Below are 14,494 nucleotides of genomic sequence, written 5' to 3'. Positions count from 1 at the left end.
TATTGTTTTTGTTAGTAAAAAATATTCATTAACACATTAGATAATCGGTTGATACGCCAAACATTTGTCTACCACTTCCTCGACAGTGGGGTCGTAGGAGGAAATATCCATAGTGCGGGCGTTGTAGTTTTCCGGATAGAAGAATAACGAACTGCCCTCGGGGTGAGGTACATTGCGATCGAAGCGCTCCATTAGCTCCTCTTGGCGATCGTCATCGGTTTCTTCTATGATTTGGTTCCCCAATTGTATGAGTTCTTCTCGGGTCATTCGGTAAAAAATAAGTTTTTATACTATTTAGAGGCAAGGGTTCTCAGTGCCTTTTTTACAATATATTTGGTTTCCTTGGTAGGACTTTCGCGCTCCCAACGCTCACAAAGAGCTGTTACGAAATCGGGACGGGTTTTGCTGGCGTCGTTCAGCCAGTTCCCTACACTATCTTGCACATACTTTGCCTTATCGGACTTCAATTTGTCTAATATAGGCAAATACTGTTCTGGTTTTTCTTTCAAGGCTTCTATATGAGCACACCAAACACCCCGCGGACGCAAGGCTTCTGTACTAAACCTGCGGATATTCTCATCTTCACTTTCTGCCCAATGGGAGAGAAAAGCGATTGAAAAGTCTAAATGTTCGCTCATTTCGGGGCGTAATGCCATCCAAATGATTTCACGAACGCCAAAATGACTATCGGCTACCAAAGGTTTTAGTTTGTGTAGCTTATCCTCTAAAGGAATTTCGGTATGCAAAGCCACCAAATAACAAGCATAACAGCGCACCGAATCGGATAAGTGCGTGCTGATTTGCTTAAACAAAGGCTCATAAAGGTCAGTATGTACATATTTTTCGTATAACAATGCTCCTATGAGCTTAATTGTATTCATTGTAGAAGATTTCTTTTGCTGATGGATTTGGCAAACCAACTCTTCAATGATATTTTTATCCATCCCCAAAGCAGGAAAAACAGATTTTACCAGCTGGGAATGGTCTACAGCCAGCCACTCGGTAAGGTTTACCGTTTCTATACGCCCCGCATTTAATAACGAAAGCACTTCGGAAGGTATATCTACTGCCTTTTGAGCTCCTTTTCTGTTTTTGATTTCTTCGGTCATAAACTTAATTAATGTGTTAATTGATACCTTTACTAATTCTTATGGTGTGATAGTAACGATTTTTCCCTCACGGCGCACCACAATCTTTTGATTATTCTTGCGTTTTTGAGCAATCATTCGCTCATAAGCAAGGTCTAAACCCTTTAAAAGTTTATCTTTTAGACCCTCTTTCTTAGTTATTTTATCTTTCATAATTATTTTTCATTAAGTTAAACTTGTCGTTGTTATAAATTACGATGTCCTTATACCTTTCCTTTTGAGCTATAAGTTCCTTTCTTCCCTCTGAATTATCAAATATATAACAAATATCTACCATATCGATATAGATAGCAAAGAGATTAGCAATCCCATTATGATACCTTCTTTCAATGGTTTCTGAGGGAATGCTATGCCCTCCTTCGGCAACGCGCTGAGCGACCCGCTTTTTAGCCATATTGGGCGAGTCCAACCAAAAGAACAACAGGGTAACCTCATAGCCATTGGCTTGCGCCCATTCTATTTTTTGCTTATAGCTTTTAGTAGCCAAAGTAGTTTCAAAGGCAAAAGTTTCCCCTTTTTGCAATAGTTCATCCATACGAGCAAGCATTATTCTACCGGCTTGCATAGCTACACTTTCGGGCTGGAAAGGCGATAGCCCCTTGGCGATCTCGTCGGCATTGATAAACTCTTTGCAGTGGAGTACTTCGGGCAAAATGGTAAAGGAAGCGGTGGTTTTTCCCGCGCCATTACAACCTGCTATGATATAGAGTTGTTTGCTCATTCTGTTGTGTTTATATATTGGCTATATATATTCTTCAAATTTTCCTGACCGCAAAGCTATTGTGCTACATTTACTCATCTCTATTCACAGACTCTTCAGTAAGAAGATTTTGGAAGTCGGAAAAGTTTTCAGCTATCTTCTCACAAAACATATCGTGATACCAAATCCAAAGCGAACCATCGTGGAGATTGATAAACACAATTCCTTCGTTTACAGAACCTATAGCAAAGGCTGATTGGAGTTCTTCAGGAGTTAAAGTGTCTTCATCACGAGTTTCTAGCCTCGAGAAATCAAGATCATCACGAGTAAAGAAAGCGTAACTGCAGAAAGATTCGCTATAACTGGGCGACAAGAGATCCTCTTTGTTCCATACTTCAATCCCGGTACTGTGTTCATATTCTGTATGAGGGAACATTGTGAGCCATTCGGGGAAGGACTCTCCCTTTTCAATACTGTTTACATACTCTTTTGGGAGCTCTCTCCCCAAATATGTTGTAGGTAATACTTCGTTGTTCATAGGTTTGTTATATTTAGTTATATATATTCTTCAAATTTTCCTGACCGCAAAGCTATTGTGCTACATTTACTCATCTCTATCCACAGGCTCTTCAGTAAGAAGATTTTGGAAGTCGGAAAAGTTTTCAGCTATCTTCTCACAAAACATATCGTGATACCAAATCCAAAGCGAACCATCGTGCAGGTTGATAAACACAAATCCTTCGTTTACAGAACCTATAGCAAAGGCTGATTGGAGTTCTTCAGGGGTTAAAGTGTCTTCATCACGGGTTTGCAGCACCGAAAAATCAAGATCATCACGAGTAAAGAAAGCGTAATTGCGGAAAGATTCACTAAAAGTATGCCCAAAGAGAAATTCTTTGCTCCATACTTCAATATCGGTACTGTGTTCGTATTCTGTATGAGGATACAGCGTGAGCCATTCTGGGAAAGATTCTCCCTTTTCAATACAGTTTATATACTCTTTTGGGAGCTCTCTCCCTAAGTATATTGTAGGTAATACTTCGTTGTTCATAGGTTTGTTATATTTAGTTATATATATTCTTCAAATTTTCCTGACCGCAAAGCTTGTGTTTGCTCCTCTATAAGGTTTTGCATCTGCTCTTGTAGGGCTACATCTTTACCATTATTGACAATAATTACCCTTGTAGCGCGGAGTATCAGGCTCTTACGCATTGAAAACTCAAGTAGTAAATCATTCTCTTTTACAGCTTTTTTTAGTACTTGTTCGCGTTCTTTTATCGCTTCCAACGAAAGAATATTAGCAAAAAAGTTAGTAAAAAGATCTTGCGCCCCTTCAAAAGAAGAAGTATATAGGGTAACCTCTTTATAGCGGGCAAAAATAGTCTCTTTTTGCGCCTCTGTACACAGCGGATTGTTATAGAAAACGGATAAAATATCCCAAAAAGTATCCCATAGCGGAAACTCTTCGTCTAATGGTAACTTGATAACCTCCTCATAATAATACATTATGGGTTCATATTTCTCTTCTATATGGAAGCTTTCCAACAATGATTCCAACAGAAAACTATCACTATGGCGCTTGATACGGAACTTTTGTATCTTTTTAAGCCGTAGCCACAATACTTTTTCTGCATCGGTGGTACAAAAAGGAGCTATTTCTGATAAATAAATGTTCATTTTCTTTTTATGATTATTCTGTCATTTCAAAAAACCACTTCAAAAAAGGGTCTGTAATAGGTTCATCGCACATACTATGAGGGGTTGCTACTTCTAATTCCTAATCATAATAGCCGTTATCCTCTATCCACTGATAGAATTTGCGGAGTTTCTCAGGGATTTGCATTCCTACGGGGAGGGCATTTTCTAATTGTTGTAATAAGATGTTTGACATTTTTCTAATTTAAGAGATTATTCTTTATGAAAAAGAGCAAAGAAATCTTCAATAGTATTGGCAATCACCCGCCAAGTAAGCTCCGCATCATCCCAGAAGATAATACGAGGTTCCTCTCCTACACTAAAATCCATACAAAACTGACAGTCTGCACCATCTACGCCAAATATGAATATCTTAGAAAAATCGGTAATATACCCTAAATCGTATTCATTAATACGCTCTGTGTCGGCATATTCTTCAGCCTCTTCAGCGGGGAAGTCTTCCACAAGTTCTTTACTGTGTTTTATTATTTGTTTTTCAGTTTTGTAGAATATGTTTAGTTCAGTTTCTATTGGATTTCCAAACTGATCTTTGTCAGCTACCCAACTATCATCGGAGTTGCTATACTTTTTAACTAATGCAAAATACTTTTCTGGAATTTTCATTTTTTCTTATATTATTTTATTAAACGTGTTTAAATTGAAACTATTTCTTAGTTCCTTTTTTAGGTTTTTCAGCCATACTATGAGGAGTTGCTACTTCTAATTCCTAATCATAATAGCCGTTATCCTCTATCCACTGATAGAGTTGTCTGAGTTCCTCGGGGATTTGCATTCCCTTTGGGAGGGCATTTTCTAATTGTTGTAATAGAATGTTGGGCTTCATTAAAACTATTTTTTAGTTGTTCGTTTGGGTTTTTCAAGTGTTTTTATTTCATTACCTAAAACGGTAATTACTTGATTGTTAGAAATAGGTCGCAAATCTATTTTCTGTGAATATTCGTTTACTATTTTTTGAGTAGCTTCCTTATATGGAAAGTTCAAATAATGAGGTAAAAAATAAAAATTTACCAAATGTAAGCCTGAATAATCAGTGAGTTCAGGAGCTTTTTTGGTCTCGTCCATATCGCTAACAAATTCAATAGTAGGAGAGGCAATGATAGAACCTGCCGAAGTACCTATGTACAATTTTCCGTTATTAATTTGTTCTATAAGTAGCTTGTCTGCTCCTTTCTTTTTTAGTTCCTGCATTAGGTAGAATGTATTCCCTCCAGAGATAAAAATATAATCATTTCGCTCTAATGCTTGGGCTATTTCTTCGGTAGTAGCGGTAGAAATTTCTAATTCTTCTATGATAAGACCTAATTTTTCAAAGGCTTTTCTATCATCATCTACATAAAAACGCACTTTTTCTACCAAACTTGCTGTTGGGATAAAAGCAAGTTTTTTCCCTTTTACGGGTTCACCTGCAAAATCTTCAAACAATTTTGCTACTGAACTAAATGATGAGGTTAAAAATAATCTTTTCATTTGTGTTAATTATCCTAATTTTTTCATTTGTGTTAATTATCCTAATTTTTTGGCGTCGTCTAAAACAAGTGTTTTTATTTCATCACCTAAAACGGTAATTACTTGATTGTTGGAAATAGGTCGCAAATCTATTCTCTGTGAATAGTCATTTACTACTTTTTGAGAAGCTTCCTTGTAAGGGAAATTCAGATAGTGAGGTAAAAAGTAAAAATCTACCAAATGTAATCCTGAATAATCAGTGAGTTCAGGGGCTTTTTTTGTTTCGTCCATATCACTAACAAATTCAACAGTAGGAGAGGCAATGACAGAACCTGCTGAAGTACCTATGTACAACTTTCCATTATTAATTTGTTCAATAAGTAGCTTGTCAGCTCCTTTCTTTTTTAGTTCCTGCATTAGGTAGAATGTATTCCCTCCAGAGATAAAAATATAATCATTTTGCTCTAATGCTTGGGCTATTTCTTCGGTAGTAGCGGTAGAAACTTCTAATTCTTCTATGATAAGACCTAATTTTTCAAAGGCTTTTCTATCGTCATCGACATAAAAACGCACTTCTTCTACCAAACTTGCTGTTGGAATAAATGCTAGTTTCTTTCCTTTTACGGGTTCACCTGCAAAATCTTCAAATAATTTTGCTACTGAACTGAATGATGAGGTTAAAAATAATTTTTTCATTTGTGTTAATTATCCTAATTTTTTCATTTGTGTGTTAATTATCCTAATTTTTTGGCGTCGTCTAAAACAAGTGTTTTTATTTCATCACCTAAAACGGTAATTACTTGATTGTTGGAAATAGGTCGCAAATCTATTCTCTGTGAATAGTCATTTACTACTTTTTGAGAAGCTTCCTTGTAAGGGAAATTCAGATAGTGAGGTAAAAAGTAAAAATCTACCAAATGTAATCCTGAATAATCAGTGAGTTCAGGGGCTTTTTTTGTTTCGTCCATATCACTAACAAATTCAACAGTAGGAGAGGCAATGACAGAACCTGCTGAAGTACCTATGTACAACTTTCCATTATTAATTTGTTCAATAAGTAGCTTGTCAGCTCCTTTCTTTTTTAGTTCCTGCATTAGGTAGAATGTATTCCCTCCAGAGATAAAAATATAATCATTTTGCTCTAATGCTTGGGCTATTTCTTCGGTAGTAGCGGTAGAAACTTCTAATTCTTCTATGATAAGACCTAATTTTTCAAAGGCTTTTCTATCATCATCTACATAAAAACGCACTTTTTCTACCAAACTTGCCGTTGGGATAAAAGCCAATTTTTTCCCTTTTACAGGTTCACCTGCAAAATCTTCAAACAATTTTGCTACTGAACTGAACGATGAGGTTAAAAATAATCTTTTCATATTTGTATTTGCGTTATTCGATAGTATATTTTGACCTCTTGAAAAAGAAAAAATACTACACAGAACTATCGTTGTTATTAATTTTATCATCTTATTTATAACTTCAACGTATCGTAACGGTACGTAAATTACTCTTTTTCGGATGATTTACGTACCGTTGATACGTGCAACTAAATTGTTTTTAGTTTTCTTTGGTACTATTACCAGAATTTTTTACACTCTTTTTCGCTCTTGTAGACCTATTAGCTTTCAGTGCTACGAGCTTATCAATATGAATATTGATACGTGCAATAAGCTGTGTAAGTGCTTCTGATGGTTGTAAGACTGCCAAAGCGTTCAGATGTTCGATGATTTCGCGGTATACCCCGTTCAAATCCTTGCGAATGAGCTTCAAGGCACGTGTACCTGCGATAGTAGAAGCCCTCTCGTCGCGTCGTGTACGATAAAGCTCCATAAAGGTAGTCTCAGCTTGTTCGAGCCAATTCACCCAGCGCACCAATCCGATTTTCTTAGACGCTTCGGCATATTTTTCGCTACGAAGGTCTTGGATAAGATTTTCGGTCTTACTATGTTGCGACTCGAAGCTCTCGGAGATGATATTGCCATAGCGTTTTAGCAATATCTTGATGAGTGTTGCCGCTTCTTTTTCGTCTTTTGTAGGACTGTAGGAAGCTTCATTTACACAAGCGGAGAGCCCTCGGAACATATTATCGCGGTTGCGATCCAATTCCTTCAGGCGGTGGGTATGTTCGCTCTTAGCTACAATCTCCAACGATTTGTTTTCCTCCTCTACCAAGGGGGTAAATTTGGCTAAAAGAGTAGCGAGTGAGTCGATATTAGCCTGCTCAATAGCTAATTTTACTTCGGTTACGAACCCATAGTGTTCGTGATTTTGCAAACTGGCAATAGCAATGCCTTTAATACGTTTGTTCATAAATCTAATAATTTTAGTTATTCTATTTTTCCCACAATAAGCGTACCAAAACGCCTATATTCTTTTTCTAAATTTGCGTCTGAAAACGTTAAAGTTTAAGATTTAAAACTTTGAAAAGATATATAAACTAATTATTGTTTGGCAAATTCTTCTAAAAACTGACGGTATAGTGGTACGCTTCTCTCAATCCATTCGGTTGTACTGTTCAGCTCGATGCCGTAATAGGCAAAAAACGGACGAAAATCGGCGTGAATGTATTCGAACGTGAGTTCAAAAGGGCGTAACAATTCCTTAAGGGTGTATTTATATTTTTCGTTATGCGCATATTCACGCTCATCAATACCTGCTGAAATGGCAAGCGTTACCTTTTTGCCACCTACTTTATAACCGCTTTTGCTCCCGTAAGCCCAACCGTAGGTAAGGACTTCGTCTTGCCATTTCTTTAACAATGGGGGCATACTAAACCAATAGAGCGGAAACTGAAATACAATGTGGTCGTACTGCTCTATCAGTTGTTGTTCCTTCTTAACGTCTATACATTCATCGGGATATACTTTATACAACTGATGTATGGTATATTGCTCTGGGTATTTCTCGAGCTCCTCAATCCAACGTTTGTTGATGAGAGAATCCTCTATATGAGGGTGTGTTACTATAATGAGTGTTTTCATTCGATACGAGCCGCACGGGCAATTAATGATTTAATTAAATTGTTAATATATTTAAATTGCTTAATCAATTTACGAATAATCAAAAGTGAATAGCACGATACGACTTATGGGCTCGTACATCATAATGATATAGCCACCAGCCCCTACCCAATGGAAAGCTGTTGCCTCTGAGATAAGATAAAAAGGATTTCCTTTGTATGAAATGTCAAACACTACCTCATCATCATCTTCACCATCTTCTATGTTCATCTTGAAAGCCTTCGGATATTCCTCGTCTTCAATAGTGGAACACCAGTTACCATACTGAGGCTCTCCCCCTAATATCTCCAAAAATGTTTCTCTATTGAGTTTGCCATTATATTCAGGATAATGTAAATTCACCAAAGTACCATATTTGGCTACATTTTCCTTACTCTTTTCATAGTTATCAGCCATTTCCCGAAAGAGTTCTTCCTCTTCAGAATCAAAATCCCAATGGTGAATAGCGGTTCGTTCAAAATATCCTTCCTTGCCGAGGAACTCGAACTTATTATCGTCGGTTAGGCGGAAAGCCAACCAGTTAGGTGCGGTATATTCGTTGTGATACTCAGTGGTATTATCGCCTATATACCCCTCGTAAGGCTCAAACGGACAGATCATATACACCTTTTGCCCTGCCCAATCGGGGTTGATTTCGGCTAAATCGATACTCATCAGGGGCAGAAAATGATTTTTGAGCCACGGTTGCTCTTTTACGAAAATATCTTCTGCTTTAGGGAACGCCTGCAAATGGTCGTTCAGTTCTTGGATTTCTTCTCTTGATTGCATAATGATAATATGTTTGTTAGTAAATTTGAAAATTAGCCAATTAGTTTGCGTAAAAACAATTATAGTGATTTTACTATTTTTCCTCTCTAAAAATCTCCAATACCTTGTCGCGAACCTCTGGGAATTGGGTGTATCCTTCACGGTCAAGAAAGTGCCCCGCTACGGGTAGGCGTACAAACTCACAATGAAGCCACGTGGCGAGGCGTTCGCTCAGCTCGGTAGGTACAATAGAATCCTGCTCAGAGGCGATGACTATCCCCTTGCCTATCTTAGGAACACGGTGATAGCTCCTGAGATGCTCCACAAAGGGATTGAGACTCTCGAAATTGGGTACCTCCTCACAGAATCCCGATACAAGTACGATGCCTTTGGGCTCTTTATCGGTCTTGAGCAGGTAACAGAGCGTGGTAATCGTTCCCAAACTATGGGCTACAATGACCGTCTCGGGAGTCATCTCGAGCTCCTTTTCCAAGGTACCCACCCATACCGCTACATTAGGATCGGCTGGATTAGGAATCGCCAAGCAATGGACGCTGATATTTTCCGCTTTTAGTGCTTGTTCCAACCATCTGTACCAATGCCTTTCGGGCGTATCGTCATATCCGTGAATGATGTATAGTTGCTTCATTAGTTATTAGCTTTTGCTAGTTCTTGTATTATTTCCTCCAAAAAGAGCGTATTAACTTTGTTATTTGTAACCTCCTATGACCCTTTGCCGCTACATCAAGGTGAAGACGCAATAAATTGCGTCTCTACCTCCAACCACCCCCAAGGGCTTTGTATAAGGTAATACCGTATTGCATACGGGTAAATTGCGCATTGGCAACACTAAGCTCTGCATTGAGGCGATTTACTTCGGCGGTGATCACCTCCAAATAATTCACCATACCGCTATCGAACAGCTGTTTGGAGTAGTCCGTAGCTTCTTGATAGGCTTTCATCTCCTTGTTTTTTAGCTCAATAAATTCTGTTTGGTTGGAAAAATTCTGCATAGCATCAGCTACTTCCTTACCCGCAGAAAGTATCACTTTCTTGAAATTGAGCAAAGCGGTTTCTTGTTCTATCTGTCTCACTTCGTATTGGGTACGAATCTGTCTTCCATTGAGGATAGGTTGAGCCAATCCTGCTACAAAGTTAGCAAATATGGACTTAGCCGAAATCCATGTATCCAATTCGGTAGAGGAAATACCTCCACGAGCCGAGAGTGTCAGCGTAGGATAGAAAGCGGCATGGGCTACATTGGTGAGTTCAAAGGCATTGCGTAGACTAAGCTCTGCGCGAGCTACATCGGGACGATTTTGGAGAAGCTTGGCGGCATAGCCCTGCTTAAATTCGGTAGGGAATTGCTGCTCGGCAAGCGTGGTGCGCTCTATCGTATGCGGTTCTTCCCCAAGGAGTACACAGATGGTATTCTCCAAAGCCCATATATTATTGCCTATGGTAACCAATTGTGCTTGAGCATTGTACACCAAAGCCTCTATTTGCTTAGTAGCCACTTCGGTAGTGGAACCTGCCTCCTTGAGGTGCTTGGTAGTCTCCAAGCTCTTTTGGCGGAAATCAATGGTTTGTTCCAATACCTTTTTCTGCTCATCAAGCATCAGCAGTTGGTAATAAGCCGTTGCCAAGGTAGCCACTACCTCGGACTGTACTGCTTTTTGTGCCTCTACGGTAGCAAGGTAAGAAGCATAGGAAGCACGGCGTTGAGCAGAGAGCTTGCCCCAAATGTCGGCTTCCCAGGAAGCTGAGCCTGTGAGATCCCATAAGTTGCCGTAAGTACGTTCGCCTACGCCCCCCATCGCATTGATAGAGGAGGTAGCGCGGGTATAATTCGCCTGAGCAGCAAGGGTAGGGATAAAAGCGGCTTTGCTTTGCTTGAGGTACGCCTGAGCAGAAGCCACATTCTGCATGGCTACACGTACATCAAGATTGTTAGAAAGCGCCTTATTGATATGCCCTTGGAGAGTAGCATCGGTGAAGATGTTACGCCAAGAGACATTGGCACTGCTAAGACTATCCGTAGGGATATTGTCCGTACGGAAAAGTTTTTCATTTACGACATTGGGACGCTCGTAAGTTTTGCGACCTGCACAAGCGGTAAGGGTAAGGGCTACAAAAGCCGCTGCGAAACCTTTATAAATGATTCTGTTCATAAGTAAATAGTTGTTAGTGATTAGTGGTTAGTTTTCAGTTGGATCAGACAATTTAGATTTTGCTAAGTTAAATTGGTACACTTCCCAGATTTCTCTATATCGTCGTTTTCTTATTTTAAGTCCTCGTTTGTCTTTTTTGCCAAATATTTCTATTGCTTTTTGCAATTCTTTCTTAGAGATAACATAGATGGCTCCATATTTGGCATACCTACCAAAGCGTTTTTTAGACTCTGGAGGATTAAAAGCAACTATATGTTCTATCTCCCTAATATCTATTTTTATCTTTTTGTGAGATTCTTTTGTTTTATACCTTTTCCCATCAATAATAAGCAATGGATTATGCGCTACATAATGACACGAATTTCCAAAAGCAATCTTTGTCTCTCCTTCTTCAGGTGTTTTTACCTTTCCAAGCGTATCTTGTACTTGTTGCGCCATAGTGGAAAGCGTAAAAAAAGAATAAAAATATAGCAATTCGGGTCATAGTTGTTAGTTTTTCGCATTTTTCTTTTGAATTTTCTTGTATAGATTTTATCTTGTTTTCGCCCTTTCTCATCTCTGACTGCTACGATACCAAAACGACCTTGAGTTCCATAAAGCGCCATAGCCTCTTGCTGTGCTATCTCACGGGCTTTTATCTCCTTACTGTCTTTTATCCTTCTGAGAAATTGCTTTTTATCCTTCATTGGCTTACCATTAAGGACAAAAAGCTTATCACAAGGCGAACCTCCTACCGTCACCATACCCACAGTTGTATAGTTGATAGAAGATTTTTTAAGAGGAGGACGTACAAAATCCATCGTTTGTTCTGTGCTATCGGTTACAACAACACGGCACTGCCCTACGCATTCACTTAATATGGCATCCCATCGACGAGCTTTTATCTCATATCTTCCCAAGCTATCAGTATATACCTCAGAGTCTCTTTCTCTGTTTTCTATTTTACAGCCAGCGATAGGATTACCTTCATCATCAGTAACCCTACCTGTTATCATTATAGGAAATTTGAATTTTTCCAATATTTGTGCTATTCGGTAGTATTTGTATCCTTCTCGGGTCAGTTTTCCTAACTTCTTATGCTGTACTTCCTGCACTTTCTTATATGCCTGTTTTGTTACTATATATATTGCCCCACCTACTGCTTGTTTTCCAAAGAGATTTACTGCATTTTTTGATGTAAAAACTATCAAAGCAGCCACATCTTCTGGGTCAAATGATTTTATTGTATCTATATTTCCTGCATTACCAACTATTTTCCCATCCAAAAAGAACACCGGCTGCGGGCTTAAACCCATCACACACCTTATAGTAGGATTTATATTAGAATCCTCTTCAGGTGTTTTTACCTTTCCAAGCGTATCTTGTACTTGTTGTGCCATAGTGGAAAGCGTAAAAAAGAATAGAAATACAGTAATTCGGGTCATAGCTTATGGAAATTTTTATTTTTTTCAATATTCAACGATACGTTTATTTAACGAAAAGTATCTTTTTTTAGAAATCTACATACCATAGAAAATACAAAACAGCACAGAAATCAAAGTTCAACGATACGTAGAAAAATGTATTTATTCTTTTTTCTCTTTGTCTTTGATATGCTCATTATAGTAATCTTTGGTATAAACATATAGAATATAGTCGTAATAGTCGGTAATTCTGCTCGAAAAGAAAGCATTTTTCTTTAGTGAATACTGAAAAAACTCTCCGTTTCTGAGTCTTTCTTTAAAGGATTCCTTATCTTTTTCCTCAATAGGCACTCCATCGAGCACAAAAAGCATATCTGGTTTTTTCCTACCTCTATCACACTTAAAAAAATCAATAGAATGTACAAATGCATCATAACTTTGATGAGGTGTTTCCGTCAGTACATAGTGAGGTGTGTCGATTTCATAAAAGCGAAACTTTCGATCCAATCTATAAAAATAAATAACATCCCATAGTTTGGCTTCTATTTTATACCTGCCCTCACTATCGGTTCGCACCGTATCTCTTCCATTGGTAACCGGAAAATCAACATAAGGTTTCTTTTTCTCATAAAAAACCCTTCCTGATATGGTAATTTGCGCCATAGTGGAAAGCGTAAAAAAGAATAGAAATATAGTTATTCGGGTCATATCAAAAATATTTTATTTCTTTTTACTCTTATTCTTTTTATGCTCATTATAGTAATCCTTGGTATAAGCTACTAATCCATATTGACTGAGATAGCCATATTGCTCAAATAACTCTTGCTTCTCCATTACAGAATACTTGTAAAACTGTCCGCTTCGGAGTTCTTTTTTGAATGCTTCTCTATCTTTTTCTTCAACTATCTTATCATTACGTATAAAAAGGATTCCACAACCATAAGCATACTCAATATGAATATTACTATTCCTATAGAGTCTGTCCATAGTATGGTTATATACTTGGTGAGGTGTGTCTTTAAACACAATATAACAGCCCATATTGTCAAAATGGATTGTATCCCACTGTTTTGCTTGTATCTTATACATACCATTGGCATCAGTTTTTACATAATTAGCGACATAATACCCTTGATTGGTATAAGTTATCACGTCTGTATTTACAGTAATATTGGCAAGAGGCTTTCCTTGATAATCGGTAACTTTGCCTGTTATAGTGATTTGCGCCATAGTGGAAAGCGTAAAAAAGAATAGAAATATAGTAAGTCTGTTCATAATTTTTATTTTTTAGTGTTTACAATGATTACTCCATAGGCTCCAAGAGAGCCATATAATAGAACTCCTGATTGTTCATCTATTTCTATTATTTCCTCTATTTTCTTCCGTCGTATTTTTTTAAGAAACTCTTCCTTTTTTTCTATAGGCAATCCGTCGAGAACAAACAACTTGTCGCAAGGAGTTTTCAAACTTATAGAAGGTGTAGAGGCTCTTGGGTCGCTGTTCCTGCTTTCAATAGGAGGATGTTGTACAAAGTTATGGCTTTGTTCTCTTGCTTCTTTTACAACGAGATAACAATCCTCTATATTTTCAGGTTGTATCGCATTCCAGCGACGGGCTTCAATCGTGTAATTACCTATGCTATCGGTAAAGGTTCGAGTCCCCCTATCGTTGTTACGCACTTTGATATTAGCCAGAGGATTCCCTTCTTTGTCTGTAACTTTCCCTGAAACCACTATAAGGCGATAAGTTTGATAGAATTCTCCAATTTCTCTATAATGCCGCTCTCTTCTGTTGAGTTGCCTATTAGGATGATTATTGGCAAGGGCTTCTGCTTTCTGAAAAGTTTCCTTAGTGATGATATATACGGCTCCGTATTTTGCACTGTTGCCAAAAAGATTTTTAGCTTCTTCTGTAAAAAATACCAAAATTTCGGCTATATCTTTGGGTTGTAGTTTTTTAGTCTTTAAACTCCATTCGCTAAATTTCTTTCCATCGATGAGGTAAAGTGGAGTCTTGTTAGAAATTTCCCCTATATCCTTTATACCTCCGCCTTGGGATTCCTTAACTTGTGCTGTGAGAGGCAGAGAAAAGAGTAATAATAACAAATATTTCATAATAACTCAAAATTCAAAACTGAAAACTCAAG

General features: G+C 38.0%; 21 protein-coding genes. All 21 read right to left on the bottom strand.

Annotated features, from left to right (window positions below; translation table 11 throughout):
• Positions 1 to 36 precede the first annotated feature (36 nt).
• Entirely contained in the window at positions 37 to 267 is a 231-nt protein-coding gene (locus CGC50_RS08560; protein WP_002665645.1) for a bacteriocin immunity protein, read from the bottom strand.
• Between the two features lie 23 nt (positions 268 to 290).
• The gene (locus CGC50_RS08555; protein ID WP_095910490.1) at positions 291 to 1,109 is read right to left on the bottom strand and encodes a DNA alkylation repair protein; all 819 of its coding nucleotides are present in this window, start codon (positions 1,107 to 1,109) and stop codon (positions 291 to 293) included.
• Positions 1,110 to 1,148: 39 nt separating this feature from the next.
• The gene (locus tag CGC50_RS13905) at positions 1,149 to 1,301 is read right to left on the bottom strand and encodes a hypothetical protein (protein WP_167372064.1); all 153 of its coding nucleotides are present in this window, start codon (positions 1,299 to 1,301) and stop codon (positions 1,149 to 1,151) included.
• Positions 1,291 to 1,869 (bottom strand): zeta toxin family protein, encoded by a 579-nt coding sequence (locus tag CGC50_RS08550; protein ID WP_095910489.1) that lies wholly within the window; start codon positions 1,867 to 1,869, stop codon positions 1,291 to 1,293. The genes CGC50_RS13905 and CGC50_RS08550 overlap by 11 nt, the downstream gene beginning before the upstream one ends.
• A gap of 70 nt (positions 1,870 to 1,939) precedes the next feature.
• Complete coding sequence (locus tag CGC50_RS08545; protein ID WP_232781076.1) at positions 1,940 to 2,356, bottom strand: hypothetical protein; 417 nt, start codon at positions 2,354 to 2,356, stop codon at positions 1,940 to 1,942.
• A gap of 96 nt (positions 2,357 to 2,452) precedes the next feature.
• Positions 2,453 to 2,899, bottom strand: coding sequence for a hypothetical protein (locus CGC50_RS08540; protein WP_095910487.1), 447 nt, complete (start codon positions 2,897 to 2,899; stop codon positions 2,453 to 2,455).
• 17 nt (positions 2,900 to 2,916) lie between these two features.
• Positions 2,917 to 3,525: a hypothetical protein gene (locus CGC50_RS08535; RefSeq protein WP_095910486.1), complete on the bottom strand. Its 609-nt coding sequence runs from the start codon at positions 3,523 to 3,525 to the stop codon at positions 2,917 to 2,919.
• A gap of 231 nt (positions 3,526 to 3,756) precedes the next feature.
• A complete protein-coding gene (locus tag CGC50_RS08530; RefSeq protein WP_095898641.1) occupies positions 3,757 to 4,167 on the bottom strand; it encodes an SMI1/KNR4 family protein in 411 nt (136 codons plus the stop codon).
• Between the two features lie 225 nt (positions 4,168 to 4,392).
• Complete coding sequence (locus CGC50_RS08525) at positions 4,393 to 5,031, bottom strand: peptidase E (RefSeq protein ID WP_095910485.1); 639 nt, start codon at positions 5,029 to 5,031, stop codon at positions 4,393 to 4,395.
• Between the two features lie 36 nt (positions 5,032 to 5,067).
• Positions 5,068 to 5,706: a Type 1 glutamine amidotransferase-like domain-containing protein gene (locus tag CGC50_RS08520; protein ID WP_095910484.1), complete on the bottom strand. Its 639-nt coding sequence runs from the start codon at positions 5,704 to 5,706 to the stop codon at positions 5,068 to 5,070.
• Between the two features lie 38 nt (positions 5,707 to 5,744).
• The gene (locus CGC50_RS08515; RefSeq protein WP_095910483.1) at positions 5,745 to 6,383 is read right to left on the bottom strand and encodes a Type 1 glutamine amidotransferase-like domain-containing protein; all 639 of its coding nucleotides are present in this window, start codon (positions 6,381 to 6,383) and stop codon (positions 5,745 to 5,747) included.
• A 181-nt stretch (positions 6,384 to 6,564) separates the two neighbouring features.
• Positions 6,565 to 7,317, bottom strand: coding sequence for a DUF6261 family protein (locus tag CGC50_RS08510; RefSeq protein ID WP_095910482.1), 753 nt, complete (start codon positions 7,315 to 7,317; stop codon positions 6,565 to 6,567).
• A gap of 131 nt (positions 7,318 to 7,448) precedes the next feature.
• Positions 7,449 to 7,988, bottom strand: a complete 540-nt coding sequence (locus CGC50_RS08505) for an NAD(P)H-dependent oxidoreductase (protein ID WP_095910481.1) — start codon at positions 7,986 to 7,988, stop codon at positions 7,449 to 7,451.
• Positions 7,989 to 8,057: 69 nt separating this feature from the next.
• Complete coding sequence (locus CGC50_RS08500) at positions 8,058 to 8,795, bottom strand: hypothetical protein (RefSeq protein WP_095910480.1); 738 nt, start codon at positions 8,793 to 8,795, stop codon at positions 8,058 to 8,060.
• A 73-nt stretch (positions 8,796 to 8,868) separates the two neighbouring features.
• Positions 8,869 to 9,423 (bottom strand): RBBP9/YdeN family alpha/beta hydrolase, encoded by a 555-nt coding sequence (locus CGC50_RS08495; protein WP_095910479.1) that lies wholly within the window; start codon positions 9,421 to 9,423, stop codon positions 8,869 to 8,871.
• Positions 9,424 to 9,547: 124 nt separating this feature from the next.
• On the bottom strand, positions 9,548 to 10,945 hold the full coding sequence (locus CGC50_RS08490) for an efflux transporter outer membrane subunit (RefSeq protein ID WP_095910478.1): 1,398 nt from the start codon (positions 10,943 to 10,945) through the stop codon (positions 9,548 to 9,550).
• A gap of 27 nt (positions 10,946 to 10,972) precedes the next feature.
• Positions 10,973 to 11,383 carry a hypothetical protein gene (locus tag CGC50_RS08485; RefSeq protein WP_095910477.1) on the bottom strand — a complete coding sequence of 137 codons (411 nt, stop codon included), beginning with the start codon at positions 11,381 to 11,383 and terminating at the stop codon, positions 10,973 to 10,975.
• The gene (locus CGC50_RS08480) at positions 11,347 to 12,369 is read right to left on the bottom strand and encodes a carboxypeptidase-like regulatory domain-containing protein (RefSeq protein WP_232781075.1); all 1,023 of its coding nucleotides are present in this window, start codon (positions 12,367 to 12,369) and stop codon (positions 11,347 to 11,349) included. Before CGC50_RS08480 ends, CGC50_RS08485 begins: the two co-directional genes overlap by 37 nt.
• A 141-nt stretch (positions 12,370 to 12,510) precedes the next feature.
• Positions 12,511 to 13,056, bottom strand: a complete 546-nt coding sequence (locus tag CGC50_RS08475; protein WP_232781074.1) for a carboxypeptidase regulatory-like domain-containing protein — start codon at positions 13,054 to 13,056, stop codon at positions 12,511 to 12,513.
• A 12-nt stretch (positions 13,057 to 13,068) separates the two neighbouring features.
• Positions 13,069 to 13,623, bottom strand: a complete 555-nt coding sequence (locus CGC50_RS08470; RefSeq protein WP_095910475.1) for a carboxypeptidase-like regulatory domain-containing protein — start codon at positions 13,621 to 13,623, stop codon at positions 13,069 to 13,071.
• A 5-nt stretch (positions 13,624 to 13,628) separates the two neighbouring features.
• A complete protein-coding gene (locus CGC50_RS08465) occupies positions 13,629 to 14,462 on the bottom strand; it encodes a carboxypeptidase-like regulatory domain-containing protein (protein WP_095910474.1) in 834 nt (277 codons plus the stop codon).
• Positions 14,463 to 14,494 lie beyond the last annotated feature (32 nt).

This window comes from Capnocytophaga gingivalis (assembly GCF_002302415.1).
Classification (GTDB): domain Bacteria; phylum Bacteroidota; class Bacteroidia; order Flavobacteriales; family Flavobacteriaceae; genus Capnocytophaga; species Capnocytophaga gingivalis.
The sequence above is the reverse complement of the archived record's forward strand: the minus strand, read 5'-3'. Positions and strand labels throughout refer to the sequence as shown.

Coding starts and splice junctions, on each gene's coding strand:
- CGC50_RS08520 (WP_095910484.1), bottom strand. CDS start 5,706: ATGAAAAAATTATTTTTAACCTCATCATTCAGTTCAGTAGCAAAATTA.
- CGC50_RS08490 (WP_095910478.1), bottom strand. CDS start 10,945: ATGAACAGAATCATTTATAAAGGTTTCGCAGCGGCTTTTGTAGCCCTT.
- CGC50_RS08515 (WP_095910483.1), bottom strand. CDS start 6,383: ATGAAAAGATTATTTTTAACCTCATCGTTCAGTTCAGTAGCAAAATTG.
- CGC50_RS08560 (WP_002665645.1), bottom strand. CDS start 267: ATGACCCGAGAAGAACTCATACAATTGGGGAACCAAATCATAGAAGAA.
- CGC50_RS08485 (WP_095910477.1), bottom strand. CDS start 11,383: ATGGCGCAACAAGTACAAGATACGCTTGGAAAGGTAAAAACACCTGAA.
- CGC50_RS08470 (WP_095910475.1), bottom strand. CDS start 13,623: ATGAACAGACTTACTATATTTCTATTCTTTTTTACGCTTTCCACTATG.
- CGC50_RS08550 (WP_095910489.1), bottom strand. CDS start 1,869: ATGAGCAAACAACTCTATATCATAGCAGGTTGTAATGGCGCGGGAAAA.
- CGC50_RS08465 (WP_095910474.1), bottom strand. CDS start 14,462: ATGAAATATTTGTTATTATTACTCTTTTCTCTGCCTCTCACAGCACAA.
- CGC50_RS08525 (WP_095910485.1), bottom strand. CDS start 5,031: ATGAAAAGATTATTTTTAACCTCATCATTTAGTTCAGTAGCAAAATTG.
- CGC50_RS08480 (WP_232781075.1), bottom strand. CDS start 12,369: ATGACCCGAATTACTGTATTTCTATTCTTTTTTACGCTTTCCACTATG.
- CGC50_RS08535 (WP_095910486.1), bottom strand. CDS start 3,525: ATGAACATTTATTTATCAGAAATAGCTCCTTTTTGTACCACCGATGCA.
- CGC50_RS08475 (WP_232781074.1), bottom strand. CDS start 13,056: ATGACCCGAATAACTATATTTCTATTCTTTTTTACGCTTTCCACTATG.
- CGC50_RS08510 (WP_095910482.1), bottom strand. CDS start 7,317: ATGAACAAACGTATTAAAGGCATTGCTATTGCCAGTTTGCAAAATCAC.
- CGC50_RS08540 (WP_095910487.1), bottom strand. CDS start 2,899: ATGAACAACGAAGTATTACCTACAATATACTTAGGGAGAGAGCTCCCA.
- CGC50_RS08505 (WP_095910481.1), bottom strand. CDS start 7,988: ATGAAAACACTCATTATAGTAACACACCCTCATATAGAGGATTCTCTC.
- CGC50_RS08555 (WP_095910490.1), bottom strand. CDS start 1,109: ATGACCGAAGAAATCAAAAACAGAAAAGGAGCTCAAAAGGCAGTAGAT.
- CGC50_RS08495 (WP_095910479.1), bottom strand. CDS start 9,423: ATGAAGCAACTATACATCATTCACGGATATGACGATACGCCCGAAAGG.
- CGC50_RS08500 (WP_095910480.1), bottom strand. CDS start 8,795: ATGCAATCAAGAGAAGAAATCCAAGAACTGAACGACCATTTGCAGGCG.
- CGC50_RS08530 (WP_095898641.1), bottom strand. CDS start 4,167: ATGAAAATTCCAGAAAAGTATTTTGCATTAGTTAAAAAGTATAGCAAC.
- CGC50_RS13905 (WP_167372064.1), bottom strand. CDS start 1,301: ATGAAAGATAAAATAACTAAGAAAGAGGGTCTAAAAGATAAACTTTTA.